Here is a 25,017-nt window from a genome sequence, read left to right on the forward strand (position 1 = left end):
ACGAAGGACGGGCATGAGAGCGCCGGCAAGCAAGCCAACCATCCTGGTAGTCGACGACACGCCAGACAATATCGACCTGCTGCGCGCGGTGCTGGAAGACGATTACCGCACCAAGATTGCCGTCAATGGCGAGCGTGCCCTGAAGATCGCCGCCGGTAGCGACCAGCCCGACCTGATCCTGCTCGACATCATGATGCCGGGCATGAGCGGCTACGATGTGTGCCGCGCGCTGAAGGCCGATCCCGCCACGGCCGGCATACCCGTGATTTTTGTCACCGCCATGAGCGAAGTGGCCGACGAGCAGCTGGGCCTGGCCCTGGGCGCCGTCGATTACATCACCAAGCCGATTTCAGCGCCCATCGTGCTGGCGCGCATCAGGACGCAGCTGGCGATGAAGCAGATGCAGGATTTTTTGCGCGACCAGAATCATTACCTGGAAACGGAAGTGGAGCGCCGCGTGCAGGAGGTGGCGGCGCTGCAGGACGTCACGATTCACGCCATGGCCTCACTGGCCGAGACGCGCGACAGCGAGACGGGCAACCATATCCGCCGCACCTCGCATTATCTGAAAGCGCTGGCCGAGAAAGTGCGCGGCCTGCCGCGTTTCCGCGATTTTTTGACGGACAAGAATATCGAACTGCTGTTCAAGACGGCGCCGCTGCACGATATCGGCAAGGTGGGCATTCCCGACCATATCCTGCTCAAGCCGGGACGTTTCGAGCCGCACGAAATGGCCATCATGAAGACGCACACCACCCTGGGGCGCGACGCCATCCTGGCGGCCGAACACGAGCTGGGCATCGAAGTCGATTTCCTCAAGTACGCGAAAGAGATCGCCTACAGCCACCATGAAAAATGGGATGGCAGCGGCTACCCGCAAGGCCTGGCAGGCGAAGCCATCCCGATTTCGGCGCGCCTGATGGCGCTGGCCGACGTGTATGACGCCCTGATCAGCCGGCGCATCTACAAGCAGGGCATGGACCATGCGCAGGCCGTGCAGATCATCGTCGAAGGGCGCGGTTCGCACTTTGACGCAGAGATCGTCGACGCCTTCCTGCAGATCCAGGACCAGTTCATCGCCATCTCCAACCGCTATGCCGATGGCGTGTGCGAGATCGCCGACAAGCAGCGGCAGATCGCGCCATACACCGAAAACATCAGCTGACAGTCTTGAAGAAGCGCAGCATCTCTCGACTGGCGTCCGGCCCCTTGCCGTCCGTATAGCTGCCGTTATCGCTGCCGCCGGACCAGGCATGGCCGGCGCCGTGGATGACCCAGTGTTCGCCCAGCGGCGAGCCATCCGCCTGGCTGTGCGTGGTGCGCGTGTAGCGGTGGCCATTCGGCACGCTGCCATCGATGGAGTCGGCCCTGGCGGCCTTGCCGCCCGCCTGGCTGCGCACGCCCTGTGCGATCAGTTCATCGCCATTGCGCGGGTTGACAGTGGTGTCGCGGTCGCCGTGGAAAACGATGATGGGCACGCCGTCCGCCGGCGCCTTGCGCTGGGCATTGGGCATGGCGCCGCCCTTCATGGCTGCCAGCGCCGACGGCAAGTCCTGCGCCGAAGCGAACGGCAGGCCCGAATGCACGCCGACGGCGGCAAACAATTCCGGGTACAGGGTGCCGACGATGACGGCCATGGCGCCGCCCGCCGACAGGCCGGCGACGAATACTTCGCGTTCATTTACCGGGTATTCGTCGATGACTTGCCGGGCGATGCCAGCGATCAGCGACGGTTCGCCCTGATCGCGCTGCTGGTCGATGGCATTGAACCAGTTCCAGCAGCGTGAACTGTTGGCGCCCTGCGTTTGTGCCGGGTAGACGACAAAACATTCCTTTTCTTCGGCCAGTGCGTTCATCTGCGTGCCGGCGGCGAAATCGTCGGGATTTTGCGTGCAGCCGTGCAGCATGACGATCAGCGGCATGGCCTGGCCGTGGTAGCTGCTGGGGATATACAGTTTATAGGAGCGCGTGCCCGCATGGTTGCGGTACACGCCGTCGATGAACTGCGCGCCTGCGGGTAGTTCCGCCGGCGTGGTAGCCGGCGCATTGAAGCCGGGTGGGTGGAAATTCGGCAGCTCGAAGCTGGGCATGTCGAAGCTGTGCTGGCCCAAGCCGGCCGGCACGCCCAGGCGCGCCATGAAATCCTGTGCGAAATCCTGCGCCGCCTGCGCGGGCGTGGGCGGCGCGGCGTCAGCTTGCGGCTGCGCGGCCGCTGATGGTGGCGCTGGTGGCGGATTGATATCGCGCATGGGCGGCGCTTGCGTGGACGCAGCCTTCGGCGCCAGACCGGCGGCAGACAGCGCCTGCTGGATCGCTTCGGTGGCGGCGGCGGGGCCGCTGCCCATCAGATTGCGGGTCGCTGCGCGCATCTGCGCCAACATGTTGAGAGGTAGTTTCATGACCATCCTTAACGGTGCCGCGCATCGGCCGGGTCATCGCCGCAAACCAATACGCTAGTGAATTCGCCCTGCGAGCGCCGTCTTGACGACAGTGCTGGCGTGCAGGGCACCTAATACGAAAATCGACTCGATGGTGGCCAGTGCCAGTTCCACGGAGACGTCGCTGGCGATGCTGGCCAGTCCCAGCACCTGTATCTGCAGGCGCTGGCCGGCTGCCTGGATCGCTTCCAGGTCGGCGCGCGAATAGTGCTGCATGCCCAAAACCAGGCTTTTACGGGCCACGGTTTGTCTCACCACGTCGGCGTGGATACCCAGCTGGTTGCGTATGGCCGTACGGATCAGATCCGTGCGGTTGGAATAAAATCCCTCCTGAACCAGCAGATCGATCTGCCCCAGGTCGATTAGACCGAGGTTGATGGTGATTTTCTCGGATTCCCCAATTTTGGGCTTGGTGTCTTGCTTGGCCATATCTCTCCAAAAACTCCACGTGGCATCCATTTGCCATCTGTATGGATGGTAGTATAGTTGTGAAATATCTCAAGTCAAGCAGGATCTGGCCTGATTCTGTTGTAGGACGGATCCCCGCAGAGTGAAAACAAGGCATAAAATAAATGTGCAGCGTATGCCTTTTTGATCATTATTTCGCTTGAAAATATATTCAAAGTAGCATTGCATGCCGACGTCATCGCCTCGCCGGCGCGGTTTCGCGGCATAATGCAAGCCTGTACAGTCACCGATGCCGCTCCATGATGGTCGATACCCCACCTCCGCCAGCCGTTCCGCTCCCCCTGCCGTCACCGGTGCCATCGCCCTGTGTCAGCCTGTGCAAGATGAACCGCAACAGCGGCTTGTGCGAAGGCTGCATGCGTACGCTCGACGAGATCATTGCCTGGAGCAAGGCTGACGACGACTTCAAGCGCGCCGTGTGGGCCGAATTGCCAGGACGCGAATCTTTGCTCGATTTCGAGTCCGACTACTGAGGAAATCCATGCCGCGATTGCCAGCGCTGTTCCCCGATGCCATGCAGGTGTTCGAACGTGGCTGGCTGTCGTCGAACAACATCCTGTTCCAGGGCAAGGACGACACGGCCCTGATCGACAGCGGCTATGTCACGCATGCGCCGCAAACCCTGGCCCTGCTGCGCCATAGCCTGGCCGGCCGTCCCCTGGACCGCTTGTTCAATACGCACCTGCACTCCGACCATTGCGGCGGCAACGCGCTGCTGCAAGCCGAATACGGCTGCCATACGGCCATTCCCGTGTCGGAAGCGGACAAGGTGCGCGCGTGGGATGTGGATGCCCTGAGTTTCCAGGCCACGGGCCAGCAATGCCCGCGCTTCGGCTTTGACGCCACCGTCTCGCCCGGCGACACGTTGACTTTGGCCGACATGGCCTGGCAGGCGCTGGGCGCACCGGGCCACGATCCGCACTCGCTGATTTTTTACTGTGCCGACGAGGGCATCCTGATCTCCGCCGACGCCCTGTGGGAAAACGGCTTTGGCGTGATCTTCCCGGAACTCGATGGCGGCTCCGGCTTTCTTGAAGCGCGCGCCACGCTGGACCTGATCGCCAGCCTGGACGTGCAGGTCGTCATTCCCGGCCACGGGCGGCCGTTCCAGGACGCCGCCAGCGCCCTGCAGCGCGCCTATTCGCGTCTCGATTACCTGTCGTCCGACCCCGTGCGCAATGCGCAGAACGCGGTGAAAGTGCTGCTGAAATTCCTGCTGCTGGAACGCCAGCGCATCGTCCTCGCCGAGATACCGGCCCTGTTGCGCGGCATGCCCGTCTTCGAAGAGGCCAACCGGCGCTTCCTGCGCCAGGAGGCGGCCGCGCTGGCCGAGTGGGCCGTGTCGCAGTTGGTGAGAGCTGCGGCGGCAAGGGTCGAGGGTGAGTACTTGCTTAACGAGGGCTGAAACGGATCGGTGATAAATTCAGCACGACCGTACTTTTTCTGCACTATAATCAACGTTCAGTGTGTTTCTCATCCCGATCAACTTTCCAGCGAGTCCGCCATGGCATTGCCTGTTGCGTTGCAAAACCTCTCCTTACCCGTTATCGCCTCGCCGATGTTCATCGCCAGCGGCCCGGCCCTCGTCACGGCGCAGTGCAAGGCCGGCATCGTCGGTTCTTTCCCCGCCCTGAACGCGCGTCCCGCCGAACTGCTCGACACCTGGCTCACGGATTTGCAGGCCGAGCTGGCCGCTTTCCAGGCCGCCAATCCGGATAAAAAAGTGGGGCCGATCGCCGTCAACCAGATCGTGCACCAGTCGAACGACCGCCTGGCGCACGACGTGGCAGTGTGCGTGAAACACCAGATTCCCATCATCATTTCCTCGCTGCGCGCGCCGCCCAAGGAAATGCTCGACGCCATCCACAGCTATGGCGGCATCGTGCTGCACGACGTGATCTCGATCCGTCACGCGAAGAAGGCGCTGGAAGCGGGTGTCGATGGCTTGATTCTGGTCGCCAGCGGCGCCGGCGGCCACGCGGGCACCCTGTCGCCGTTCGCGCTGGTGGGCGAAGTACGCAAGTTCTTCGATGGCCCGCTGGCGCTGTCGGGCTCCATCGCCACGGGCGACGCCGTGCTGGCCGCGCAAGCCATGGGCGCGGACTTTGCCTACATCGGCTCGCGCTGGCTGGCGACCAAGGAATCGAACGTCAGCGATGGCTACCGCGACGCCATCGTCGAATCCGCAGCATCGGACATCGTCTACACGAACCTGTTTACGGGCGTGCACGGGAATTACCTGAAAAAATCGATCGTCGCGGCCGGACTCGATCCGGAAGCCTTGCCCGAAGCAGACAAGAGCGCGATGAATTTCGGCTCCGGCAGCGCCAAGGCATGGCGCGACATCTGGGGCGCGGGCCAGGGCGTGGGCTTGATGGATGACGTGCCGAGCGTGGAAGAGATGGTGGCGCGCCTGAAGGCCGAATACGATGCGGCGCGCGCGCGGTTGAAGCTGTAAAACGTGAAGGCTGGGGTCAGACCCGGCGGGTCTGACCCCGGAATAAGCCATCTTGCAAGATGGCTTATTCCTGCTTCAAATCCTCGGGCTTGATGGCCCACAGGCCCGGCAGGTTGCGCCAATAGCCATACGCATCCATGCCGAAGCCGACGACGAAGCGGTTCGGGATCACCAGGCCGACGATGTCGGCTTGTACAGGCTTCTTCTTGCCGATGGCCTTGTCGGCAAACACGGCCAGGATCACTTCCGAGGCGCCCATGTCCAGCAAGCGCTGCTTGACGTGCGCCAGGGTTTCGCCTTCGTCGAGAATATCGTCGAGCACGATGACGGTGCGGCCCGCTACGTTCGAGCGGGGGATGACTTTCCACACCACTTCGCCACCCTTGTCGTCGTCGCCGTAGCGGCTCACATGGATGTAGTCGAATTCGAGCGGAAAGCTCAGTTGCGGCAGCAGGCTGCCCGTAAACACGACGGCGCCGCCCATCACGCCCAGCACCAGCGGGAATTCCTTGGAATCCTCGGCGTTAAAGCGCGTGTTGAGCACATCGGCCATGCGCGTGATCGACGCCTGCACGGTATCTTGGTCGAACAGCAGTTCCGCGTTCTTGATCAGGTCACGGGCACGGTTGTGATGAAATTCTTGCATGGACTCTTGCATGGCGATGAGTAGGGCTGATGGTCAATGCCGGTATTATCCCGCAAATCGGCCTTATTTGTAATCGCGCATATCGTCGATTACTTTCCCATCCTGCGCCAGGCTGCCCACGGCCACCAGCAGCACGTCACCGCGCAGCTTGGTCAGTTCGCGGATCGAGCCGATGATGGCTTCCATGCTGCTGGCGTCAAGCGGATCGTCGACTTCGCAATGCAAAGTCATCTCGTCGTTGGCCATGCGTCCCGATACCACCAGCCGCGCCTTTTTAATTTGCGGGTGGCGGCGCGCGATCTCGTGCACCTGCGACGGATGCACGAACATGGCGCGCACCTTGGTGGTTTGATCCGCGCGTCCCATCCAGCCTTGGATGCGCGTATTCGTGCGCCCGCACGGGGAATCCGGCGTATCGACCAGTACGGCCGACAGATCGCCCGTGGCAAAGCGGATCAGCGGATAGTCGTCATTGAAGACGGTGACGACGACTTCGCCCACTTCGCCCGGCGCAACGGGAATGCCGCTGCCGGGATGGACGATTTCCAGCAGCACGTTTTCGTCAACGACCATGCCCGGATTGCGCTTGCCATTGCTGGCCGTTTCATAGGCGATGCTGCCGATATCGGCCGAGGCATAGGTCTGGAACACGTGCGGCACGCCATTCTCGGCAAACCAGTTGCGCAAGGATTCGGGCAAGGCTTCCGCGCCCATCAAGGCCTTGGTGACGCTGCTGATGTCGGCGCCCATTTCGCGCGCCTTCTCGATAATCAGTTTCAGGAACGACGGCGTGCCGATATACGTGTCGGGCTTGAGGTCGGCCATCGCCTGCACCTGCATTTCCGTCTGGCCGATGCCGGCCGGGATGACGGTGCAGCCGATGCGCGCGGCGCCCCCTTCGACCATGAAGGCGGCCGGCGTGAAGTGATATGAAAAGCAGTTTTGCAGCAAGCCGCCGGCGCGCACGCCGGCCGCATACATGGGCCGCGCGAAGCGCCACCAGTCCGGGCCGCGGCCTTCGGGATCGAAGATGGGGCCGGGAGAGACGAATACGCGCGACAGGGCGTTTTTTTGCGTCGTGTTCAAGCCGCCGAACGGTAGCGCGTCGTGCTGCAATTGCTTGAGGTCGGACTTGCGCGTCACGGGCAGCTGCGCCAGCGCGGCGCGGCTGGTGATGTCGGCCGCGTTGACGCCATCGAGGATGCGGGCCCAGCCCGGCGCCTTTTGCGCGCGCGCGATCAGCTGCGGCAGGCCGGCCATCAATTCGCGTTCGCGCGCTTCGGGGGCGCGTGCTTCCAGACTGTCGAGCGTATCGGTCATGTTGCTGATTCTCCAATGTCACGTTGCATTTTTTTCGTCAGCCCTGCAAAAATCAGGCTGTATGAGCGGTGCAGCAGGGCCGCCATTTCCCCGTCGTCGAGTGCATCGGGGCTGGCGACCAGCACCCACCTGGCCCGCGCCAGGTAGGGTGCCGGGCGAAAGCCGGAGCGGTCCGTCAATTCCAGGAAGCGTTCCGCATCGACCTTGAAGCTCATGCCGCGCGTGCTGTGCGCTTCCGCGCCGCACAGGGCGAACAGCTTGCCACCGACGCAAAACGCCAGTACGTTGCTCCATTTGACGTCTTCGGTCGCGCCGGGAAAGCCGCGGCATACTGCTTTTGCCCGTTCCAGGTCCATGACGGCAGCTCCGATGTCAGGCCAGCCAGCGCTTGCGGCGGCGGTAGAATTTCATGTCGCGGAAGCTCTTGCGCCCGGCGCTGGACACGCCCAGATAAAATTCCTTGACGTCTTCGTTGCTGGCCAGCTCCTGGGCTTGCCCTTCCATCACGACGCGGCCGTTTTCCAGGATGTAGCCGAAGTCGGCGTAGCGCAGTGCCACGTTGGTGTTCTGTTCAGCCAGCAGGAAAGACACGTTTTCCTTGTGGTTCAAATCCTTGACGATGCCAAAGATCTCTTCGACGATCTGCGGCGCGATGCCCATCGAAGGTTCGTCGAGCAGAATCATCGACGGCTTGGCCATCAGCGCGCGGCCGATGGCGCACATCTGCTGCTCGCCGCCCGAGGTATAGCCGGCCTGGCTGCTGCGCCGTGTTTTCAGGCGCGGGAAATAGTGGTACACCTTCTCCAGCGCGTCTTTCAACTCGCCGCGCGACAGGCTGCGCGTGTAGGCCCCCGTCAGGAGGTTTTCCTCGATGGTGAGGTGGCCGAAACAGTGGCGTCCTTCCATCACTTGCGACAGGCCCCGCTTGACCAGTTCATTCGGCGTCAATTGATCCACGCGCTCGCCCTTGAACTGGACTTCTCCTTTGGTGACGTCGCCGCGCTCGCCGCGCAGCAGGGTCGAGATGGTTTTCAGGGTGGTCGACTTGCCGGCGCCGTTGGCGCCCAGGAGCGCCACGATCTTGCCTTGCGGCACTTGCAGCGACACGCCCTTCAGGACCAGGATGACGTGGTCGTAGATGACTTCGATATTGTTCACCGACAGGTAGGGCGGTGGCGCGTCCGTCTTGATCGGGGATTGCGTGGCAGTGTGGGTCATGGCTGCTTCGTTTTCATGTGATGTTGGTGCTTGTCGGATTACGCTACGCCAATCCGACCTACGTGGATGCGGCGTAGGTCGGATTAGGCCGCAGGCCGTAATCCGACACCACCCCGAAAGCCGCTTACTTCATGCACGCCGGCGTGATCTTTTTCTCTTCGGCGTACTTGCCAGACGATTCCTCGACCAGCTTGCGCACCAGGGCCTTGTCGCCGACGATCCATTTTGGCGTGATGGCGGTCCACTTCTTGCCATCCCACTGCTGCACTTTCACGGCGCCCGAGCCTTCGTGGTCGTCGCAGCTGGTTTTCACGGTCGGGAACATGCCCAGCGCACCGACGGCCTTCTGGCGCGCATCGTCGACGTTCAGGTTTTCCAGGCCCCAGCGCATCTGCTCGCCCGTGATCGGTTTGCCCTTGCCGAATTTTTCCTGCGCTACGCGGATCGCTTCCACCCACAGGATGCCGGCCGTCACGCCGCGCATGTGGTAGACGGAGCCGATGCGCGACTGGTCGGACAGGTTGCCCTTGCCGGATGCGTAGAGTTTCTTGCGGATGTCGTCGAGCACGGGGTAGTTGCCTGGCGTATTGAACGTCATCGCCGTGTAGCCCTTGGCCGCGTCACCCGATGGAATCGTGTCTTCCTCGGAGCCGGCCCACCAGACGCCCAGCATTTTGTCGCGCGGGAAGCCGTTGCGCTGCGCCGTCTTGATGGCGACGGAATTCATCACGCCCCAGCCCCACAGGATCACGTGGTCCGGTTTGGCCTGGCGGATTTGCAGCCATTGCGACTGCTGTTCGCTGCCAGGCGGCGCGACGGGAATTTTCACCAGTTCAAAGCCGTACTGTTTCGACAGCGCTTCGAGCACGGGCAGCGGCTCCTTGCCGAAGGCCGAATCGTGGTACAGGTGGACGATTTTTTTCCCTTTCAGCTTGTCCATGCCGCCATTCTTGTCGCCCAGGTATTTGATCATGCCGGCGGCCTGGCTCCAGTAGCTGGAGATGAGCGGATACACGTACGGGAAGACCTTGCCATTGGCGGCATCCGAGCGGCCGTAGCCGATCATCGTCATGGGGATCTTGTCTTGCGCCACGCGGTCGAGGATGCCGTAGGCGACGCCCGTGGACAGGGTTTCGACCAGAGTGGCGCCGCCCTGCTTGGTTTTCAGGCGTTCATAGCATTCCACGCCGCGCGACGGGTTGTATTCGGTTTCACATTCTTCCCAGCTGATCTTGACGCCATTGACGCCGCCGGCCTGGTTGACCAGGTTAAAGTAGTCGATGATGCCGCCGTAGAAACCGGAGCCGCCGGCCGCGTAGGGACCCACGCGGTAGGAAGGCAGGGCGATGTACTGTTCCTTGTCCTGGGCCTGCGCGCTGCCGGCCATGGTGAGTGCGGCACTGGCGATGGCGGCGGCCAGCATGAGCGATTTGATGTGTTTCATTGTGTGTCTCCTCTTGTTTTATTTGATTTCAAGTCAACCGACATCAGACTGCAAGGTACAAATTCCTAGTGCGGGAAAGGCCACAGGCGCAGTTTCTCCTTCGCGATTTGCCACAGCCTGGCCAGGCCGTGTGGCTCGACGATCAGGAAGAAGATGATCAACGCGCCGAACACCATCAGTTCCAGGTTCGAGGCCACGCTGGTCGGCAATGCCAGGCCGTGCGCGAGGGTGTTCAGGAAGACGGGCAGCAGCACGATGAAGGCCGCGCCGAGGAAGGAACCCAGGATCGAGCCGACGCCGCCGATGATGATCATGAACAGGATGCGGAAGGACAGGTCCAGGTTGTACGCTTCCGGCTCCACCGTGCCCAGGTAGGCATACGCATACAGGGCGCCGGCCACGCCGCAGTAGAACGAGCTGACGGCAAACGCCAGCAGCTTGGTGCGCATCAACCTGAAACCGATTACTTCGGCCGCCATGTCCATGTCGCGCACGGCCATCCACGAGCGGCCCACGTTCGAGCGGATCATGTTCTTGGCCAGCAGCGCCATGCCGGCGACAATCGCCAGCACCAGCAGGTATTTGCTTTGCGGCGTGTCGAACTGGTAGCCGAGGATGGTCATTTTCTGTACCGTGATCACGCCCGAGGAGCTGTAGTTGGTCAGGTAGGGGATCTTGGTCAGGCACCAGACGACAAAAAACTGCGTCGCCAGGGTGGAGGCGGCCAGATAAAAGCCGCGGATACGCAAGGAGGGCAGGCCGAAGGCGATGCCCACCATGGCCGCACACAGGCCGCCCAGGATGAACGACACCAGCAGCGGCAGGCCAGGCAGGCGGGCCATGAAGTTATACGAGGCAAATGCCCCCACGGCCATGAAGGCGGCCGTGCCCAGCGACAGCTGGCCTGCGTAGCCGGTCAGGATGTTCAGGCCCAGTGCCGCCAGCGCGAAGATCAGGAAGGGGATCAGGATCGCCGACAGCATGTAGGGCGAGGCGAAATACGGCAGGAGGAAGACGGCGACGAGGAGCGTGGCCGTCAGCGCCAGGCGGTCTTGCCTGATCGGGAAAATCTGGTTGTCAGCCTGGTAGCTGGTCTTGAATTGTCCTGCTTCACGGTAAATCATGGGTATATCCTTTGATGACTGTGTTGGCTGTTGTCGGGTTACGGCCTGCGGCTTAACCCGACCTACGATGCTAATCCGACCTGTAATGGATCAAATACGCCGTATGATTTTCTCGCCGAACAGGCCTTCTGGGCGCACCAGCAGGAACAGCAGGGCCAGCACATACGGGAACCAGCCTTCGATGCCGCCGCCCACCATGGGACCGAGGTAGACTTCGGCCAGCTTTTCCGACGCGCCGATGATCAGGCCTCCGACGATAGCGCCCGGCACCGACGTAAAGCCGCCGAGGATCAGTACGGGCAGCGCTTTCAGGGCGATGAAGGTGAGGGCGAACTGCACCCCGTTGCGCGCGCCCCACAGCAAGCCTGCCACCATCGCCACCAGGCCCGCCACTCCCCATACCACGGCCCAGATGCGCTGCAGCGGGATGCCGACCGCCAGCGCCGCCTGGTGGTCGTCGGCGACGGCGCGCAGGGCGCGGCCCACCTTGGTTTTCGAGAACAGCAGGGCCAGGCAAATCACCAGCAGCGCGCAGATGCCGGCCGCCACCACGTCGAACTGCGAGATGATGATATTGAAATGCTCCATCAGGAATGGCATTGGTACGTCTTCGATGGGCAGATCCAGTTTGTGCACTTGCGAGCCCCACATCAGCTGCGCCAGGCCTTCGATGAAAAAGGTCAGGCCGATGGTGGCCATGAACAGCGTGATTTCCGGCTGGTTGACGAGCGGGCGCAAGACCACCCGTTCAATCGCCATGCCCAGAGCTATCATGGTGAGCATCGTCAGCGGGATGGCCAGCCACAGAGACAGGCCGAACTTGTCCATGATGCCGACGCAGGTGAGCGCGGCGAAAAACACCATCGCACCCTGCGCAAAATTGAACACGCCCGAGGCCTTGTAGATCAGGACAAAACCGATCGCCACCAGCGCGTACATGACGCCCGACAGCAGGCCGCCGATCAGCACTTCAAAGAAAAAATTGATATTCATTGCTATTCCTCGTCTAGTGCGCCACGCCAAGATAGGCGTTGATGACATCCTGATTGCTGCGCACCTCGTCGGGCGTGCCGTCGCCGATCTTCTTGCCGTAGTCGAGCACCACCACGCGGTCGGAGATATCCATCACCACGCCCATGTCGTGCTCGATCAGCACAATCGTCGTGCCCAGCTGGTCGTTGACGTCGAGGATGAAGCGGCACATGTCCTGCTTTTCTTCCACGTTCATGCCGGCCATCGGTTCATCCAGCAGCAAAATTTCCGGTTCGGCCACCAGTGCACGGCCCAGCTCCACGCGCTTTTGCAAGCCGTAGGGCAGGCGCCCCACGGGCGTCTTGCGGATGGCCTGGATTTCCAGGAAGTCGATGATCTCCTCGGCCTTTTTGCGGTGCTCGATTTCCTCGCGCCGCGCCGGACCCCAGTACAGGGCTTGCAGCAGGAAATTCGACTTCATCTTCAGGTTGCGCCCCGTCATGATGTTGTCGAGCACCGTCATGCCCTTGAACAGGGCGATGTTCTGGAAGGTGCGCGCGATGCCGGACTTGGCGGCCTGGTAGCAATCCATGCCGCGCCGGTGCTCGCCCCGGTAAATGATCTCGCCCTGCTGCGGGCGGTACACGCCGTTGATCACGTTCAGCATCGAGCTTTTGCCCGCGCCGTTCGGGCCGATGATGGCGCGGATTTCATGCTGTTTCACGTCAAACGAGATGTCGGTCAGCGCTTTCACGCCGCCAAACGACAGCGAGATATTCTTCAGGTCGAGGATCACGGGCCCCGTCTTGCGGGCCGTGCCGAAATGGGCGTCGGGTTCGTTCATTTGCATCGTGCTGTGCTCCATCATGCGGCCAGGCCCTGGGGCCGATACGTTTTGCTGTCCCAGATCTGCAGGTCGGCGCTGGTCGAGCCGGTGCGGCCATCCTCGAATTTCACCTGGGTCTCGATGAATTGCGTTGCCTTGCCTTCATACAGGGCGGAAATGAGCACCGCGTACTTTTCGGCGATGAATTTGCGGCGCACCTTGCGCGTGCGCGTCAGCTCGTCGTCGTCCGGGTCGAGTTCCTTGTGCAGCACCAGGAAGCGGTGCACCTGCGTGCGATCCATCAAGGGGTCGGCCGCCAGTTCCGCGTTGACTTGCTCGATACAGTCGCGGATCAAGCCGTAGGTCTCGGTGCGTGCCGCCAGGTCGGTGTAGCCGGCATACGCGATGCCGCGCCGCTCGGACCAGTTGCCCACCGCTTCGATGTCGATGTTGATGAAGGCGCACACCTGGTCGCGCGCATGGCCGAAGGCCACCACTTCCTTGATGAAGGGGAAAAACTTGAGCTTGTTTTCGATGTAGTTGGGCGCGAAGATGGCGCCGCACGTCAGCTTGCCGACGTCGGCCGCGCGGTCGATGATTTTCAGGTGCCCTTCGCCATCGAACACGCCAGCGTCGCCCGTATGGAAGTAGCCGTCGGCATCGATCACTTCGGCAGTGGCATCGGGACGCTTGAAGTAGCCGCTCATGGTGGCCGGCGACTTCACCAGCACTTCGCCATTGGCCGCCAGTTTGACTTCCACGCCTGGCGCTGGCAGGCCCACGCTGTCGAACTTGATATTGCCATCCGGCTGCAGACACACATAGGCGCAGGTTTCGGTGGAACCGTACAATTGTTTGAGATTGACGCCGATGGAACGGTAGAAGCGGAACAGGTCGGGGCCGATGGCGGCACCGGCCGTATAGGCGACGCGCACGCGCGACAGTCCCAGCACGTTTTTCAGGGGGCCGTAGACGAGCAGTTCGCCCAGCTTGTAGCTGAGGCGATCCGCTAGCGGCACCGGCTTGCCATCCAAAATCTGTGCGCCGCAGCGCTTGGCCACGTCCATGAAATGGCTGAACATGTGGCGCTTGATGCTGCTGGCGTCTTCCATGCGTATCATCACGCTGGTGAGCATGTTCTCGAACACGCGCGGCGGCGCAAAGTAGCACGTGGGGCCGATTTCGCGCAGGTCGATCATCACCGTGTCGCCCGATTCGGGGCAGTTGACGGTAAAGCCGGCGACCATGGCTTGCGCCAGCGAGAACAGGCAGTCGCCCACCCACGCCATGGGCAGGTAGGACAGGATGTCTTCCTCGTCGGTGAGCTTGTCGAAGGCGACGCCGCCTTCGCCTGCTGCCAGCAGCGCCGTGTGGCTCTGGCATACGCCCTTCGGTTTTCCCGTGGTGCCCGAGGTGTACAGGATGACGGCGGAGTCGCTACCTTGGCCCGCTGCCACGGCGGCGTCGAAGAAGCCCGGATGCTCGCGGTCATAGGCCCGGCCCAGCACCTGCAGGGCGGCAAAAGACGTCAGCTCCGGCTGGCGGTAGTGGCGCATGCCCCGTTCATCGTCATAGGCGATGTGGGCGATGTGCGGGTACAGCGCTTTCAGTTCGAGCAGCTTGTCGACCTGTTCCTGGTCTTCGACGATGGCGTAGCGGATTTCCGCATCCTGCAGCACATAGGCCATGTCGGCGGCCGGCGCGTCCTGGTACAGTGGCACGGGCACGCCGCCCAGGCTTTGCGCTGCCAGCATGGCCCAGTACAGGCGCGGACGGTTGTCGCCGATGATGGCCAGGTTCATGCCGCGCTGGAAGCCGATGGCGGCCAGGCCGCAGGCCAGCGCGCGTACTTCCTCGTTGACCTCCAGCCAGGTCCAGGTTTGCCAGATGCCCAGATGTTTTTCGCGAAAGGCGGGCTTGTCGGATCGTACTGTCCCGTGTTGCAATAAGCGCCGCGGAAAAGTCGGCATTGTTGCTGTGGTATTCGTTTGCACCAGTGTCTCCCTGTTGCTTGTCTCAAGCCCCACCTCGTTGGATGGCGCTCTGTGTTTTTTATGTATCAGGCGTTTGTGCAATGATAGTAGCTTGCGTTAGTTTGCCAAGTTGTCTTTTCGGGGACATTTACCCACTTTTCGATGGTGCATCGCACAATGACCTACCCTGATATCAGCCTCAAGGATGCCGTGCGCGCGGCCCACTGGGCGCAGCTGCTCGACCCCGTTCAACTGGCCCGGGTCGAAACGGATGTGTTTGAAACTTTCGTGCCGAAAGGCGGTTTTGTGTGCCGCAAGGGCGAGCCGGTGGACAACTGGATCGGCGTCATCAGCGGCATGGTCAAGATGAATAATTTTTCCGCCTCCGGCAAGGCCATGACCTTCATCGGCGTGCCGCCCGGCAGCTGGTTCGGCGAAGGTTCATTGCTGAAGAACGAGATCCGCAAATACGACACCATGGCCCTGCGCGACACGCGCGTGGCGCGCCTGCCCGGCGCCACTTTCCACTGGCTGCTGGAAACGAGCTTGCCATTCACGCGCTTTTTGCTGATGCAGCTGAACGAGCGCCTGGGCCAGTTCATCGGCATGGTGGAAAACGAGCGCTTGCTGGATCTGAACACGCGCGTGGCGCGCTGCCTGGCCTCGATGTTCAACTCGCACCTGTACCCAGGCGTGGAAACGCTGGTGCAGCTGTCGCAGGAAGAAATCGGCCTGCTGTCCGGCTCTTCGCGCCAGCGCGCCAACCAGGCCTTGCAGGTGCTGGAAAAGAAAGGCTTGCTGCGCCTCGATTACGGCGGCATCCGCGTGCTGGACCTGGAAGGCTTGCGCCGCTACGAGGCCGATGATGGCGAATGAGGTCTCGCTCGACGACGTGCGGCACCTGACGGAACAGCACTATCAATCGTTCCTGCAGGCGCGCCTGGCCGGCGCAAAGGCGCTGGTGCGGCTGGATGCGGCGATGCAGGCACGCCATGCCCTGCTGCCCATGCCGATTACCCTGAGCGAACTGGCCGTGCTGCCGCAGTTGCGCGACGCCTCCTTGCTGGCGCTTGCCAGCTCGCCGCACAGCGTTCACTGGAGCCGCGACGACATCGGCGCCACGGATCCCGCGCAGGTGCTGGCCGGCGACGCGGCGTATGCGGATTTTTCGCGCGCCATCCTGGAAGAAGCGGCTGCGCACATCGCGGCCATTCATGCCGGCCAGCTGCCGTATGTGGCCGATGCGGCCTTTGCCACGGCCGATTCCTGCGTGCTGGCGCGCGCCGCGCGGGTGGCTGCCTACCGCGATGACGCATGGTTCGCGCGCGTCATCGCCACCTTGCTGCCGCAGGTGTGCGTGGCGCCCGGCACGGCCAAAAGCGCGCCGTCGCAGTCGCTGGCCATGGCCCTGGGCCATGGTGTGGAAACCATCCCCACGCAGGCCAGTGTGCAAGCCCTGCGCACAGCGCTGGAGCAGGTGCGCCACGCGGGCATCAGGAAAAAACTCGAACGCAACCTGAAACCGGCTGAAAAGGCGTTGCGGGTGCGCAGTGCCTTACCGGGGCTAATCGGGGTATCATAGGCGCTTCCCAGCACCGCTCTTTTCGTCCCCATGCAGACACCTGATCAAGCCACTCCCGCCTCCCGTTTGGCGCAACTGCGCAGCGCCATGCGCGCGCAGCACATCGATGCCTGCATCGTGCCCTCGGCCGACCCGCATTTGTCCGAGTACCTGCCGGCCCGCTGGCAGGGCCGCGAGTGGCTGTCGGGCTTTACGGGGTCGGTCGGCACCCTGGTCGTGACGCAGGATTTTGCCGGCGTGTGGACCGATGGCCGCTACTGGGAACAGGCGGAAGACGAACTGGCCGGCAGCGGCATCGTCCTGAAGAAAATCCCGTCCGGCGCCAGCGTGCTGTATATCGACTGGCTGGGCGAGACCATGCAGCCGGGGCAGACGGTGGCCGTCGATGGCGCCGTGCTGGGCCTGGCCAATGCGCGCTTGCTGCAGCAGGCGCTGGGCGCGCAAGTGACCCTGCGCACGGACACCGATGTGCTGCAAGCCGTCTGGCCGGATCGCCCGGCCATGCCCGCCGCGCCTGTGGTCGAGCATGCGGCCGCGTATCCATCGCTGTCGCGCATGGAAAAACTGGCGGCCCTGCGCGCCAGCATGGCGGCGCACGGCGCCAGTCACCATGTGATTTCCACCCTCGACGATATCGCCTGGCTGTTCAACCTGCGTGGCGCCGACGTCAACTACAACCCCGTCTTCCTCGCGCATGCGCTGGTGAGCCCCGAGCGCGCCACCCTGTTTGTCGCCGATGGCAAGCTGCCCGCCACCCTGCGCGCCACCCTGGAAGCCCAGGGCGTGGACGTGGCCACGTATGACCGCACAGCGGCTGCGCTGGCCGCTTTGCCTGCCGGCGTGACCTTGCTGCTGGACCCGCGCCGCATCACCTTCGGCACGCGCCAGGCCGTGTCCGAGGGCGTGCGCGTGATCGAAGCCATCAACCCGACCACCCTGGCCAAGTCGCGCAAGACGGATGCCGAAGCGGCGCACGTGCGCGCCGCCATGGAGCAGGATGGCGCCGCCCTGTGCGAGTTTTTCAGCTGGCTGGACGCCACCCTGGCCGACCCGCAGCGGGCACCGTTGACGGAAATCGGCGTCGACGAACACCTGACGGCCGCCCGCGCCCGCCGCGCCGGTTTTGTCAGCCCCAGTTTCGGCACCATCGCCGGCTTCAATGCGCATGGCGCCATCATGCATTACCACGCCCATGCTGATTCGGCAGCGACGATCACCGGCGACGGCTTGCTGCTGATCGACTCGGGCGGCCAGTATTTTGGCGGTACCACGGATATCACGCGGGTGGTCCCCGTCGGCACGATCACTGCCGAGCACAAGCGCGATTTCACCCTGGTCTTGCGCAGCATGATCGCCCTGTCGCGCGCGCAGTTCCCGCGCGGCGTGAAGTCGCCCATGCTCGACTCCATCGCCCGCGCGCCGCTGTGGGCCGAGGGCATCGACTTCGGCCATGGCACGGGCCACGGCGTGGGTTTTTTCCTCAACGTCCACGAAGGGCCGCAATCGATTTCCCAGTCGACCATGCCGGAGCCACAGACAGCCATGGAGACAGGCATGATCACGTCCATCGAACCGGGCATCTACCGCCCCGGCCAGTGGGGCATCCGCATCGAGAACCTGGTGCTCAACGTCCCCGCCGCGTCCTCGCAGTTCGGTGACTTCCTGCGCTTTGAAACCCTGACCCTGTGCCCGATCGACACGCGCTGCGTGGAACGCTCGCTGTTGCGCGACGACGAGGCGGCCTGGCTGAACGACTATCACGCCACCGTGCGCGCGCGCCTGGCGCCGCACCTGGCCGCGCTGGCCGATGCGCCTGCGCTGGCGTGGCTGGAACAGCGCACGGGAGCCATCTGATGCGCTCGACCCGTGCCACGTCCGCCATCGAGCGGCTCAAGGAACGCACCGGCCACCGCCTCTACACGATGGCGCGCACGGGCGATGAACTATTCTTTCTCACGGAAGGCCCCGGCTTGCCGCCTTTGTGCCCGCCGCTGGAACTGGACGCCTTCGTCGCCTTCGTGAATGGCCTGGGACCGCAAAAGGCGCGCCGCGTCAGCAAGCTCGATGTGGCGTTTGAAAAGCAGCTGACCAAAAAGCCCCAGGATTAAATGCCGACCATCGACTTCCTGCGCGCCTACTGGTCGCCGGCCGAGCTGGCGACGAATGGCGTGATCCTGCTGAACCTGCTGGGCGCGCTGCTGCTGGGCTTGTTGGTGGGGTACGAGCGTTCGTATCACGGGCGCGCGGCGGGCATGCGCACCTACAGCCTCGTGTGCATGGCGTCGGCCGCGCTGACGGTGCTGGGCGGCTATCCCGAGTTCTGGTACGGCGGCCATGGCGCCATCGTCGGCAGCGACCCCACGCGCGTCATTCAGGGCATCGTCACGGGTGTGGGTTTCCTGGGCGCCGGCGTCATCATGCGCGAGGGCTTCAATATCAGCGGCCTGACGACGGCCGCCTCGATCTGGGCCTCGTCCGTGATCGGCATCATGGTCGGCATCGGCTTTTATCTGTCGGCCATGGGCCTGGCCTTCCTGTGCGCGATGGCGATGATTTTTCTGTCAAAATTGGAGAACTGGCTGCCGTCACGCCACGCGGTGGCCATCACCATGCGCTTCCGCCAGGGTTTCATCCCGCGCGAAGATGCGCTGCGCCGCATGGCGGCCACGCGCGGCTACGACATCGCCGGTGGCTCGCTGACCATCGGCAGCAGCGAAGGCATGCAGGAATGGCGTTTTGTCGCCATCGCGCATGGCAAGAACACGGGCGCCAGCCTGTCGGCCATGTCGGCCGAACTGGCCGCTTTCGAAGGCATCGCCGGCTTCCAGCTGTCGCACGCACGCAACTGAAAAGGATGGACATGGATGCACAGGCCCAAGAGGTACTCGATTTCTGGTTTCTGCCGCCGGATAACCCTGATTATGGCCAGTCGCGCATGGAATGGTTCCGCAAGGATGACGCTTTCGACGCGCAGATACGCGCGCGTTTCGGCGCGCTGATCGATGCCGCCATCGAGGGCGGCTTGCGCGAATGGGACGCCACGCCGCACGGCGCGCTGGCGCGCCTCATCGTGCTCGATCAATTCACGCGCAATGTATATCGCGGCACGCCGCGCGCGTTTGCCGGCGACGCCTGGGCGCTGGCGCTGGCCGTCGGCTTGACGCACGCAGGGCAGGACCGGCAGCTGCCGCCGATGTTGCGCGCCTTCGCCTACCTGCCGTTCGAACACGCGGAAGACCTGGCCATGCAGGCGCGCGCCGTCGAGCTGTTCCAGCTGCTGTCGCAGGCGCAACCCGGTTTTGACGGCATGCTCGATTATGCCGAGCGGCACCAGGAAGTGATCGCCCGTTTTGGCCGCTTCCCGCACCGCAACGCTATCCTGGGCCGCGCTTCCACGCCGCAAGAGCTGGAATTCCTGCGCCAGCCGGGATCGAGTTTCTAGAGAAATACCATGAACGTCACCCTGAATATCATCGGCGCCGGCCATGTGGGCCGCGTGCTGGGTCGCTTGTTCGCCGGCGTGGACGGCACGCATGGCGGAAAAATCCTGGTGCAGGATGTGCTGACCCGTTCGATGGCGTCGGCGCAGGCGGCCGTCGATTTCATCGGCGCCGGCACCCCCGTCGACAGCTATGCGGCCTTGCGGCGCGCCGACGTCACCATGCTGGCCGTCTCCGACGACCAGATCGGCCCGGCCTGCTCGGCGCTGGTGGCCGAGGGACGCCAGGCGGGCGCCATCGTGTTCCACTGCAGCGGCGCGCTGGCCTCGAACGTGCTGCTGGCGGCCACGCAGGCCGGCGCTTTTGTCGCCAGCGCGCACCCGATCCGCAGCTTTGCCGACCCGCAGCAGGTGGCCGCCACCTTTGACGGCACGTTTTGCGGCGTCGAAGGCGATGCGCTGGCGCTGGCTTTCCTCACGCCGGCCTTGAATGCCATCGGCGCTCGCCCCGTGCCCATCGATCCGGCCGGCAAGACCCTGTATCACGCCGCTGCCGTCTTCGCCAGCAATTACCTGGTGACCGTGCTCGATGCCGCCTTGCGCGCCTATCAGGCGGCCGGCATTCCCGAGCTGGTGGCGCGCGAACTGGCGCAGCCTCTGGTGACGGAAGCGGTGGCCAATGTATTCCGCCTGGGCGCCGCGCCTGCGCTGTCCGGCCCCATCGCGCGGGGCGATTCGGCCACCGTGCAACGCCAGCAGCTGGCCGTGCAAAGCTGGGATGCCGCCACGGGCGAGTTGTACCGCGCGCTGGTGGCGCCCACGCAAGATCTGGCCAGGCGCAAGCGCGGCGGATGACTCAGGCGGCGTGCACGCCGTTGCGTCCCTGCTGTTTTGCCTGGTACAGCGCGCTGTCGGCGCGAAAAGAAGGCCGATTCGCTTTCCTCTGGCCGGTACTCTGCCACGCCCAGGCTGACCGTCACGGGGAGCTGCGGCGCGGGCAGGACGAAATCGTGCTCCTCGACGGCGGCGCGCAGGCTTTCCGCCACTTCCACCGCTTTGGCCAGGCTGGTGGCCATGAAGCCGGCCCCCAGGATCAGGGCAGGAGGATGAGCAGGCGGTACTTGATCGACAGAAGACGATGGAGGCGAGGAGTGGCCGGTGGGAAGGCTATCGTGACGCAAGCCAAAAGTATGCAGCAGGGCGGTTATTGGTGCAATGATAACTGGCTTTATTGATAATTTACGCTGGTGTACGCGACAAGATAACCACGACTTACCAAATAAAAGTGTCGATTTGTCGACAAAGATGCAAATTAGCAATAAGATTTGACGAGGGGAATCATTGCGCATCGCCCCTGTCTTGCCGTCCGTTTCAGGCGCGGGACATTACGCGCAGGGAGTGTTGCATGTTATTTTTAAAGAGTACGTCTGTCAGCAAGGCCCCCGGCATCTATGAGGTCGACATCGCCGCCAAACCACCGGGCAAGACCTTCGGCGTTTTCCTCGCCACCGATCCCGACCATCCACCGCTGGCTTTGCTGGGGCAATTGAAGGCGCTCGGCTTCGAGAATACCTATAGTTCGCCCTACCTGCACAAGGATGCGGGCAAAGTGCTGGACTTGCATTTTCAGAAGGATGGCACGGATATCTTCAAGGGCTGGAAAACCGAGGAGTGCGCGCACAACCTGGCAGCCATCACGGCCCTGTTCGAGGAGCATGGCATCACCATCGCGCCCCGCGTCATGTCGATGGCCGAAGCCTACGCCTAAACGCCTATCAAAACCTACTGCGCGTCGGTATAGGCGGCCTGCGATGCTTACCGGCTCGGCGCCCCCGTACTGAAGTACGGTTGCGCTTCTTAGCCACCTCTCCCTTCCGCTCGCTACGGTTTTGTTTGGCGTTTTAAGTAGCGTCAACCCGTCTCCACGCCGATGTGATACAGCGCCCACGGGCAGCTGGCGAAACGTTCGGCCAGGGGCAGGGCCGCCACGGCCGCGATGCGGTCCGCATCGTGGATTGCCCACAGGGGCCCCAGGCCGCCTAGCGCCATCGCTTGCCCGTCCAGGTGGGTGGCGACAATAAAACGCTGCGCGCGCGCCTGCGCCATGCTCAGCGCCGCCGCATAGCCATCCACGGCGCGCAGCAGTAGCCGCACGGCATCTTCCTCGGGCGCGCCCGCCGCCTTCAATACATCGACCAGCAGCGGCCCGCGCAGGGCATGCGCCTTGCCATCGTATTCCAGGGTGGGGTGGATGGTGCGCGCCGGCAAGTTCGCCAGCGCCGCAAAGTCGAATGCCCGCGCCCGCTCAAAACTGATCTTTTGCTTGTGCATCATCTGGTCGCGCACGGCGTCGAACGGGCCCCGGTTCGGCTTGGCTATGCTGCCCGTGATGGTCAGCAGGGCCGGACCGCGCAGGCCGGCGGGCGCCGCCCTGCCTATGGCGGGCAGGGCCGCGCCGGTCATGGCGGCGGCGAGAAACTGGCGTTTATGCATGCACTTCTCCTCTTGGCTGAAATCGCCAATGTCCTTAAGTCTATCTTAAGTTCGCTTAACAGTACGCATTTTACTGTTATTGTCAGTTTGCAATGTCAGCTTACATCTTGTCACAGTTCTTACGGAATGGAGAAAGACGTAGCTTTTTTCGGCTGTTATTGTGTCCTCATCGCACTTCGCTGAACTGCGAATCCAGGCAAGTCAACTAATTGAGAGAGAGAACATGATGAAGAAGAAAATCCTGTTTGCAATGATCGCTTCCGTTACCGCATTCACCGGCATGAGCGCCGCACACGCCGAAGGCGCCTATGTGGGTGCCGGCGTCACGGGCAACCGTTATAACTTCGATATTCCTGGCGCCACTAGCGCCGATAATCACAGCGGCTACAAGGCCGGCGCCAAGATCTTCGCTGGTTATGATTTTGATAAAACCTGGGCGGTCGAGGGCGGCTACGCCGATTTCGGCAGCAAGGATTACAGCTATGTCACTGGCGCCGGCAAAGGTTCCGTGAAAAGCGATTCGCACGGCTACTATCTGGCCGGCAAGGCCACCATGCCCGTGAGCGACAAGGTCGGCGTATTCGGCAAGCTCGGTGTGGCCAAGGTCAAGAACAGCTTGAGCGGCACGGGCCTGTCGACCGGCATCAGCGGCAACGACAAGACGGGCGTGTATGCTTCCGTCGGCGCCCAGTACGCGATCAACGAGAAAGTCTCGCTGACGGCGGAAGTGGAACACTTCGGCAAGAGCGCCGACCAGGGCCGCAAGGCTACGGGCCTCGCTTTAGGCGCACGCTACAACTTCTAATGGTTTAGAAGTAGGCTGAAAAAAAGGCAGTTACCGCGAGGTAACTGCCTTTTTGCATTATCCGACGTGAAACTTACGTCGTGAGCGGCTTGTAGCGAATACGTTTCGGCTTCGCGCCTTCTTCACCCAGGCGTTTCTTCTTGTCCGCTTCGTATTCCTGATAGTTGCCGTCAAAGAAGGTGACCTGCGAGTTGCCTTCGAAGGCCAGGATGTGCGTGGCGATACGGTCGAGGAACCAGCGATCATGGGAAATGACCATCACGCTGCCGGCAAATTCCAGCAGGGCGTCTTCCAGCGCGCGCAAGGTTTCCACGTCCAGATCGTTCGACGGCTCATCGAGCAGCAGGACGTTGCCGCCTGCCAGCAAGGTTTTTGCCAGGTGCAAACGGCCACGTTCACCACCGGACAGGTTGCCGACGATTTTTTGCTGGTCGCCGCCCTTGAAGTTGAAACGGCCCAGATAGGCGCGCGATGGCATTTCGAAGCGGCCCACGGTCAGCATGTCGGCACCGCCGCACACATCCTGGAAGACGGTCTTGCTGTCCGACAGCGAGTCGCCGCGGTTCTGGTCGACGATGGAGACGCGCGCCGTCTGGCCGATGGCCACTTCTCCGCTGTCCGGTTGTTCCTGGCCCGTGATCATCTTGAACAGGGTCGACTTGCCGGCGCCGTTGGGGCCGATGATGCCGACGATGGCGCCGGCCGGGATCGTGAAGCTCAGGTCGTCGATCAGCAGGCGGTCGCCGAACGCTTTCGACACGTTCTTGAACTCGATGACCTCATTGCCCAGGCGTTCGGCCACGGGAATGAAGATTTCCTGCGTTTCATTGCGTTTCTGGTATTCGTGCTCGGACAGCTCGTTGAAGCGGGCCAGGCGGGCTTTCGACTTGGCCTGGCGCGCTTTCGGGTTCTGGCGCGACCATTCCAATTCCTTCTGCAGCGCCTTCTGACGCGCCGATTCCGTTGCTTCCTCCTGCTTCAGGCGGGCTTGCTTCTGCTCCAGCCAGGTCGAGTAATTGCCTTTCCATGGAATGCCGCTGCCGCGGTCCAGTTCCAGGATCCACTCGGCTGCGTTGTCGAGGAAGTAACGGTCATGGGTGATGGCCACCACGGTGCCGGGGAAGCGCAGCAGGAATTGTTCCAGCCAGTCGACCGATTCCGCATCCAGATGGTTGGTCGGTTCGTCGAGCAGCAGCATGTCCGGTTTCGACAGCAGCAGCTTGCACAGCGCCACGCGGCGCTTTTCACCGCCGGACAGCACGCCGACCTTGGCGTCCCATGGCGGCAGGCGCAGCGCGTCGGCGGCCATTTCCAGCTGCAAATTCAGATTGCCGCCGTCGGAGGTCGAGATGATCGCTTCCAGGCGTGCCTGTTCCGTGGCCAGGGCGTCGAAATCGGCGTCTTCCTCGGCATATGCGGCGTACACGGCTTCCAGCTTGGCTTGCGCTTCAAACACTTCGCCCAGGCCCGATTCCACTTCCTGGCGCACGGTCTTTTCCGGGTCCAGCTGCGGTTCCTGCGGCAGGTAGCCGATGTTCAGGCCCGGCATCGGCACGGCTTCGCCCTGGATGTCGGTGTCGATGCCTGCCATGATTTTCAGCAGGGTCGATTTGCCGGAGCCGTTCAGGCCCAGCACGCCGATCTTGGCGCCCGGGAAGAAGGAGAGGGAAATATCTTTCAGAATCTGGCGCTTGGGCGGGACGATTTTGCCCACGCGATTCATGGTGTAGACGTAATTTGCCATTAGAAATCTCGGGTGATATACAAAGACGGACAGGATACGGTAAACGCCCGCTTCCGGCCAGCGCTGC

Annotated in this window: 26 protein-coding genes; 13 read left to right on the forward strand and 13 right to left on the reverse strand. The window is 62.7% G+C overall.

Annotated features, from left to right (window positions below):
• Positions 1-13 precede the first annotated feature (13 nt).
• Complete coding sequence (locus ACQ4WS_RS15310) at positions 14-1,165, forward strand: response regulator (RefSeq protein ID WP_436477565.1); 1,152 nt, start codon at positions 14-16, stop codon at positions 1,163-1,165.
• Here ACQ4WS_RS15310 and ACQ4WS_RS15315 read toward each other — a convergent pair.
• Both ACQ4WS_RS15315 and ACQ4WS_RS15320 read right to left on the reverse strand, forming a co-directional pair.
• Entirely contained in the window at positions 1,158-2,399 is a 1,242-nt protein-coding gene (locus ACQ4WS_RS15315; protein ID WP_436477566.1) for an extracellular catalytic domain type 1 short-chain-length polyhydroxyalkanoate depolymerase, read from the reverse strand. The genes ACQ4WS_RS15310 and ACQ4WS_RS15315 overlap by 8 nt on opposite strands.
• 54 nt (positions 2,400-2,453) lie before the next feature.
• Positions 2,454-2,867, reverse strand: coding sequence for a CopG family transcriptional regulator (locus tag ACQ4WS_RS15320; RefSeq protein ID WP_436477568.1), 414 nt, complete (start codon positions 2,865-2,867; stop codon positions 2,454-2,456).
• 278 nt (positions 2,868-3,145) lie between these two features.
• Between ACQ4WS_RS15320 and ACQ4WS_RS15325 the strand changes: the two genes are divergently transcribed.
• The 3 genes from ACQ4WS_RS15325 (at position 3,146) to ACQ4WS_RS15335 (ending at position 5,364) form a co-directional block, all read left to right on the forward strand.
• The gene (locus ACQ4WS_RS15325; RefSeq protein WP_436477570.1) at positions 3,146-3,379 is read left to right on the forward strand and encodes a DUF1289 domain-containing protein; all 234 of its coding nucleotides are present in this window, start codon (positions 3,146-3,148) and stop codon (positions 3,377-3,379) included.
• Between the two features lie 8 nt (positions 3,380-3,387).
• Positions 3,388-4,311 carry an MBL fold metallo-hydrolase gene (locus ACQ4WS_RS15330; protein WP_436477572.1) on the forward strand — a complete coding sequence of 308 codons (924 nt, stop codon included), beginning with the start codon at positions 3,388-3,390 and terminating at the stop codon, positions 4,309-4,311.
• A 99-nt stretch (positions 4,312-4,410) separates the two neighbouring features.
• On the forward strand, positions 4,411-5,364 hold the full coding sequence (locus ACQ4WS_RS15335; RefSeq protein ID WP_436477574.1) for an NAD(P)H-dependent flavin oxidoreductase: 954 nt from the start codon (positions 4,411-4,413) through the stop codon (positions 5,362-5,364).
• Between the two features lie 64 nt (positions 5,365-5,428).
• On the opposite strand, the gene ACQ4WS_RS15340 is transcribed toward ACQ4WS_RS15335, so the two are convergent.
• The 9 genes from ACQ4WS_RS15340 to ACQ4WS_RS15380 form a co-directional block, all read right to left on the reverse strand.
• Positions 5,429-6,010, reverse strand: a complete 582-nt coding sequence (locus ACQ4WS_RS15340) for a hypoxanthine-guanine phosphoribosyltransferase (RefSeq protein WP_070218966.1) — start codon at positions 6,008-6,010, stop codon at positions 5,429-5,431.
• Positions 6,011-6,073: 63 nt separating this feature from the next.
• The gene (locus ACQ4WS_RS15345) at positions 6,074-7,330 is read right to left on the reverse strand and encodes a phenylacetate--CoA ligase family protein (RefSeq protein WP_436477577.1); all 1,257 of its coding nucleotides are present in this window, start codon (positions 7,328-7,330) and stop codon (positions 6,074-6,076) included.
• Positions 7,327-7,686, reverse strand: a complete 360-nt coding sequence (locus ACQ4WS_RS15350; protein WP_436477578.1) for an MmcQ/YjbR family DNA-binding protein — start codon at positions 7,684-7,686, stop codon at positions 7,327-7,329. Before ACQ4WS_RS15350 ends, ACQ4WS_RS15345 begins: the two co-directional genes overlap by 4 nt.
• A gap of 16 nt (positions 7,687-7,702) precedes the next feature.
• Entirely contained in the window at positions 7,703-8,548 is an 846-nt protein-coding gene (locus tag ACQ4WS_RS15355; RefSeq protein ID WP_436477579.1) for an ABC transporter ATP-binding protein, read from the reverse strand.
• 124 nt (positions 8,549-8,672) lie between these two features.
• On the reverse strand, positions 8,673-9,992 hold the full coding sequence (locus tag ACQ4WS_RS15360) for an ABC transporter substrate-binding protein (protein ID WP_436477580.1): 1,320 nt from the start codon (positions 9,990-9,992) through the stop codon (positions 8,673-8,675).
• A 65-nt stretch (positions 9,993-10,057) separates the two neighbouring features.
• Positions 10,058-11,116, reverse strand: coding sequence for a branched-chain amino acid ABC transporter permease (locus tag ACQ4WS_RS15365; RefSeq protein WP_436477582.1), 1,059 nt, complete (start codon positions 11,114-11,116; stop codon positions 10,058-10,060).
• A 90-nt stretch (positions 11,117-11,206) separates the two neighbouring features.
• Positions 11,207-12,103 carry a branched-chain amino acid ABC transporter permease gene (locus ACQ4WS_RS15370; protein ID WP_193316686.1) on the reverse strand — a complete coding sequence of 299 codons (897 nt, stop codon included), beginning with the start codon at positions 12,101-12,103 and terminating at the stop codon, positions 11,207-11,209.
• Positions 12,104-12,122: 19 nt separating this feature from the next.
• Positions 12,123-12,938 carry an ABC transporter ATP-binding protein gene (locus ACQ4WS_RS15375; protein WP_251349535.1) on the reverse strand — a complete coding sequence of 272 codons (816 nt, stop codon included), beginning with the start codon at positions 12,936-12,938 and terminating at the stop codon, positions 12,123-12,125.
• Between the two features lie 14 nt (positions 12,939-12,952).
• A complete protein-coding gene (locus ACQ4WS_RS15380; protein ID WP_436477585.1) occupies positions 12,953-14,884 on the reverse strand; it encodes an AMP-binding protein in 1,932 nt (643 codons plus the stop codon).
• Positions 14,885-15,064: 180 nt separating this feature from the next.
• On the opposite strand from ACQ4WS_RS15380, the gene ACQ4WS_RS15385 reads away from it, so the two are divergent.
• The 8 genes from ACQ4WS_RS15385 to ACQ4WS_RS15420 all read left to right on the forward strand — a co-directional run bounded on the left by ACQ4WS_RS15385 (position 15,065) and on the right by ACQ4WS_RS15420 (position 21,676).
• Positions 15,065-15,763 (forward strand): Crp/Fnr family transcriptional regulator, encoded by a 699-nt coding sequence (locus tag ACQ4WS_RS15385; RefSeq protein ID WP_436477587.1) that lies wholly within the window; start codon positions 15,065-15,067, stop codon positions 15,761-15,763.
• Complete coding sequence (locus tag ACQ4WS_RS15390) at positions 15,750-16,469, forward strand: hypothetical protein (protein ID WP_436477589.1); 720 nt, start codon at positions 15,750-15,752, stop codon at positions 16,467-16,469. The genes ACQ4WS_RS15385 and ACQ4WS_RS15390 overlap by 14 nt, the downstream gene beginning before the upstream one ends.
• Before the next feature lie 30 nt (positions 16,470-16,499).
• A complete protein-coding gene (locus ACQ4WS_RS15395) occupies positions 16,500-18,323 on the forward strand; it encodes an aminopeptidase P family protein (protein WP_436477591.1) in 1,824 nt (607 codons plus the stop codon).
• Positions 18,323-18,577 (forward strand): hypothetical protein, encoded by a 255-nt coding sequence (locus tag ACQ4WS_RS15400; protein WP_077398459.1) that lies wholly within the window; start codon positions 18,323-18,325, stop codon positions 18,575-18,577. The genes ACQ4WS_RS15395 and ACQ4WS_RS15400 overlap by 1 nt, the downstream gene beginning before the upstream one ends.
• Positions 18,578-19,318 (forward strand): MgtC/SapB family protein, encoded by a 741-nt coding sequence (locus ACQ4WS_RS15405; protein WP_436477594.1) that lies wholly within the window; start codon positions 18,578-18,580, stop codon positions 19,316-19,318.
• 5 nt (positions 19,319-19,323) lie between these two features.
• A complete protein-coding gene (locus ACQ4WS_RS15410) occupies positions 19,324-19,911 on the forward strand; it encodes a DUF924 family protein (RefSeq protein WP_436477596.1) in 588 nt (195 codons plus the stop codon).
• A gap of 9 nt (positions 19,912-19,920) precedes the next feature.
• Complete coding sequence (locus ACQ4WS_RS15415) at positions 19,921-20,763, forward strand: Rossmann-like and DUF2520 domain-containing protein (RefSeq protein ID WP_436477598.1); 843 nt, start codon at positions 19,921-19,923, stop codon at positions 20,761-20,763.
• A gap of 550 nt (positions 20,764-21,313) precedes the next feature.
• The gene (locus ACQ4WS_RS15420) at positions 21,314-21,676 is read left to right on the forward strand and encodes a hypothetical protein (RefSeq protein ID WP_436477600.1); all 363 of its coding nucleotides are present in this window, start codon (positions 21,314-21,316) and stop codon (positions 21,674-21,676) included.
• Between the two features lie 143 nt (positions 21,677-21,819).
• Here ACQ4WS_RS15420 and ACQ4WS_RS15425 read toward each other — a convergent pair whose 3' ends face one another.
• Positions 21,820-22,401 (reverse strand): putative pterin-binding protein, encoded by a 582-nt coding sequence (locus ACQ4WS_RS15425; RefSeq protein WP_436477602.1) that lies wholly within the window; start codon positions 22,399-22,401, stop codon positions 21,820-21,822.
• A gap of 223 nt (positions 22,402-22,624) precedes the next feature.
• On the opposite strand from ACQ4WS_RS15425, the gene ACQ4WS_RS15430 reads away from it, so the two are divergent.
• On the forward strand, positions 22,625-23,206 hold the full coding sequence (locus tag ACQ4WS_RS15430) for a porin family protein (RefSeq protein WP_436477604.1): 582 nt from the start codon (positions 22,625-22,627) through the stop codon (positions 23,204-23,206).
• Positions 23,207-23,279: 73 nt separating this feature from the next.
• Here ACQ4WS_RS15430 and ettA read toward each other — a convergent pair whose 3' ends face one another.
• Positions 23,280-24,950, reverse strand: coding sequence for an energy-dependent translational throttle protein EttA (gene ettA, locus ACQ4WS_RS15435; RefSeq protein ID WP_436477606.1), 1,671 nt, complete (start codon positions 24,948-24,950; stop codon positions 23,280-23,282).
• Positions 24,951-25,017: the final 67 nt, after the last annotated feature.

Source organism: Janthinobacterium leeuwenhoeki (assembly GCF_051380795.1).
Lineage (GTDB): Bacteria > Pseudomonadota > Gammaproteobacteria > Burkholderiales > Burkholderiaceae_D > Janthinobacterium.

Coding starts and splice junctions, on each gene's coding strand:
- ACQ4WS_RS15365 (WP_436477582.1), bottom strand. CDS start 11,116: ATGATTTACCGTGAAGCAGGACAATTCAAGACCAGCTACCAGGCTGAC.
- ACQ4WS_RS15350 (WP_436477578.1), bottom strand. CDS start 7,686: ATGGACCTGGAACGGGCAAAAGCAGTATGCCGCGGCTTTCCCGGCGCG.
- ACQ4WS_RS15345 (WP_436477577.1), bottom strand. CDS start 7,330: ATGACCGATACGCTCGACAGTCTGGAAGCACGCGCCCCCGAAGCGCGC.
- ettA (WP_436477606.1), bottom strand. CDS start 24,950: ATGGCAAATTACGTCTACACCATGAATCGCGTGGGCAAAATCGTCCCG.
- ACQ4WS_RS15360 (WP_436477580.1), bottom strand. CDS start 9,992: ATGAAACACATCAAATCGCTCATGCTGGCCGCCGCCATCGCCAGTGCC.
- ACQ4WS_RS15315 (WP_436477566.1), bottom strand. CDS start 2,399: ATGAAACTACCTCTCAACATGTTGGCGCAGATGCGCGCAGCGACCCGC.
- ACQ4WS_RS15375 (WP_251349535.1), bottom strand. CDS start 12,938: ATGCAAATGAACGAACCCGACGCCCATTTCGGCACGGCCCGCAAGACG.
- ACQ4WS_RS15420 (WP_436477600.1), top strand. CDS start 21,314: ATGTTATTTTTAAAGAGTACGTCTGTCAGCAAGGCCCCCGGCATCTAT.
- ACQ4WS_RS15330 (WP_436477572.1), top strand. CDS start 3,388: ATGCCGCGATTGCCAGCGCTGTTCCCCGATGCCATGCAGGTGTTCGAA.
- ACQ4WS_RS15430 (WP_436477604.1), top strand. CDS start 22,625: ATGATGAAGAAGAAAATCCTGTTTGCAATGATCGCTTCCGTTACCGCA.
- ACQ4WS_RS15355 (WP_436477579.1), bottom strand. CDS start 8,548: ATGACCCACACTGCCACGCAATCCCCGATCAAGACGGACGCGCCACCG.
- ACQ4WS_RS15395 (WP_436477591.1), top strand. CDS start 16,500: ATGCAGACACCTGATCAAGCCACTCCCGCCTCCCGTTTGGCGCAACTG.
- ACQ4WS_RS15400 (WP_077398459.1), top strand. CDS start 18,323: ATGCGCTCGACCCGTGCCACGTCCGCCATCGAGCGGCTCAAGGAACGC.
- ACQ4WS_RS15410 (WP_436477596.1), top strand. CDS start 19,324: ATGGACATGGATGCACAGGCCCAAGAGGTACTCGATTTCTGGTTTCTG.
- ACQ4WS_RS15320 (WP_436477568.1), bottom strand. CDS start 2,867: ATGGCCAAGCAAGACACCAAGCCCAAAATTGGGGAATCCGAGAAAATC.
- ACQ4WS_RS15335 (WP_436477574.1), top strand. CDS start 4,411: ATGGCATTGCCTGTTGCGTTGCAAAACCTCTCCTTACCCGTTATCGCC.
- ACQ4WS_RS15425 (WP_436477602.1), bottom strand. CDS start 22,401: ATGCATAAACGCCAGTTTCTCGCCGCCGCCATGACCGGCGCGGCCCTG.
- ACQ4WS_RS15385 (WP_436477587.1), top strand. CDS start 15,065: ATGACCTACCCTGATATCAGCCTCAAGGATGCCGTGCGCGCGGCCCAC.
- ACQ4WS_RS15390 (WP_436477589.1), top strand. CDS start 15,750: ATGATGGCGAATGAGGTCTCGCTCGACGACGTGCGGCACCTGACGGAA.
- ACQ4WS_RS15325 (WP_436477570.1), top strand. CDS start 3,146: ATGATGGTCGATACCCCACCTCCGCCAGCCGTTCCGCTCCCCCTGCCG.
- ACQ4WS_RS15380 (WP_436477585.1), bottom strand. CDS start 14,884: ATGCCGACTTTTCCGCGGCGCTTATTGCAACACGGGACAGTACGATCC.
- ACQ4WS_RS15340 (WP_070218966.1), bottom strand. CDS start 6,010: ATGCAAGAATTTCATCACAACCGTGCCCGTGACCTGATCAAGAACGCG.
- ACQ4WS_RS15405 (WP_436477594.1), top strand. CDS start 18,578: ATGCCGACCATCGACTTCCTGCGCGCCTACTGGTCGCCGGCCGAGCTG.
- ACQ4WS_RS15415 (WP_436477598.1), top strand. CDS start 19,921: ATGAACGTCACCCTGAATATCATCGGCGCCGGCCATGTGGGCCGCGTG.
- ACQ4WS_RS15310 (WP_436477565.1), top strand. CDS start 14: ATGAGAGCGCCGGCAAGCAAGCCAACCATCCTGGTAGTCGACGACACG.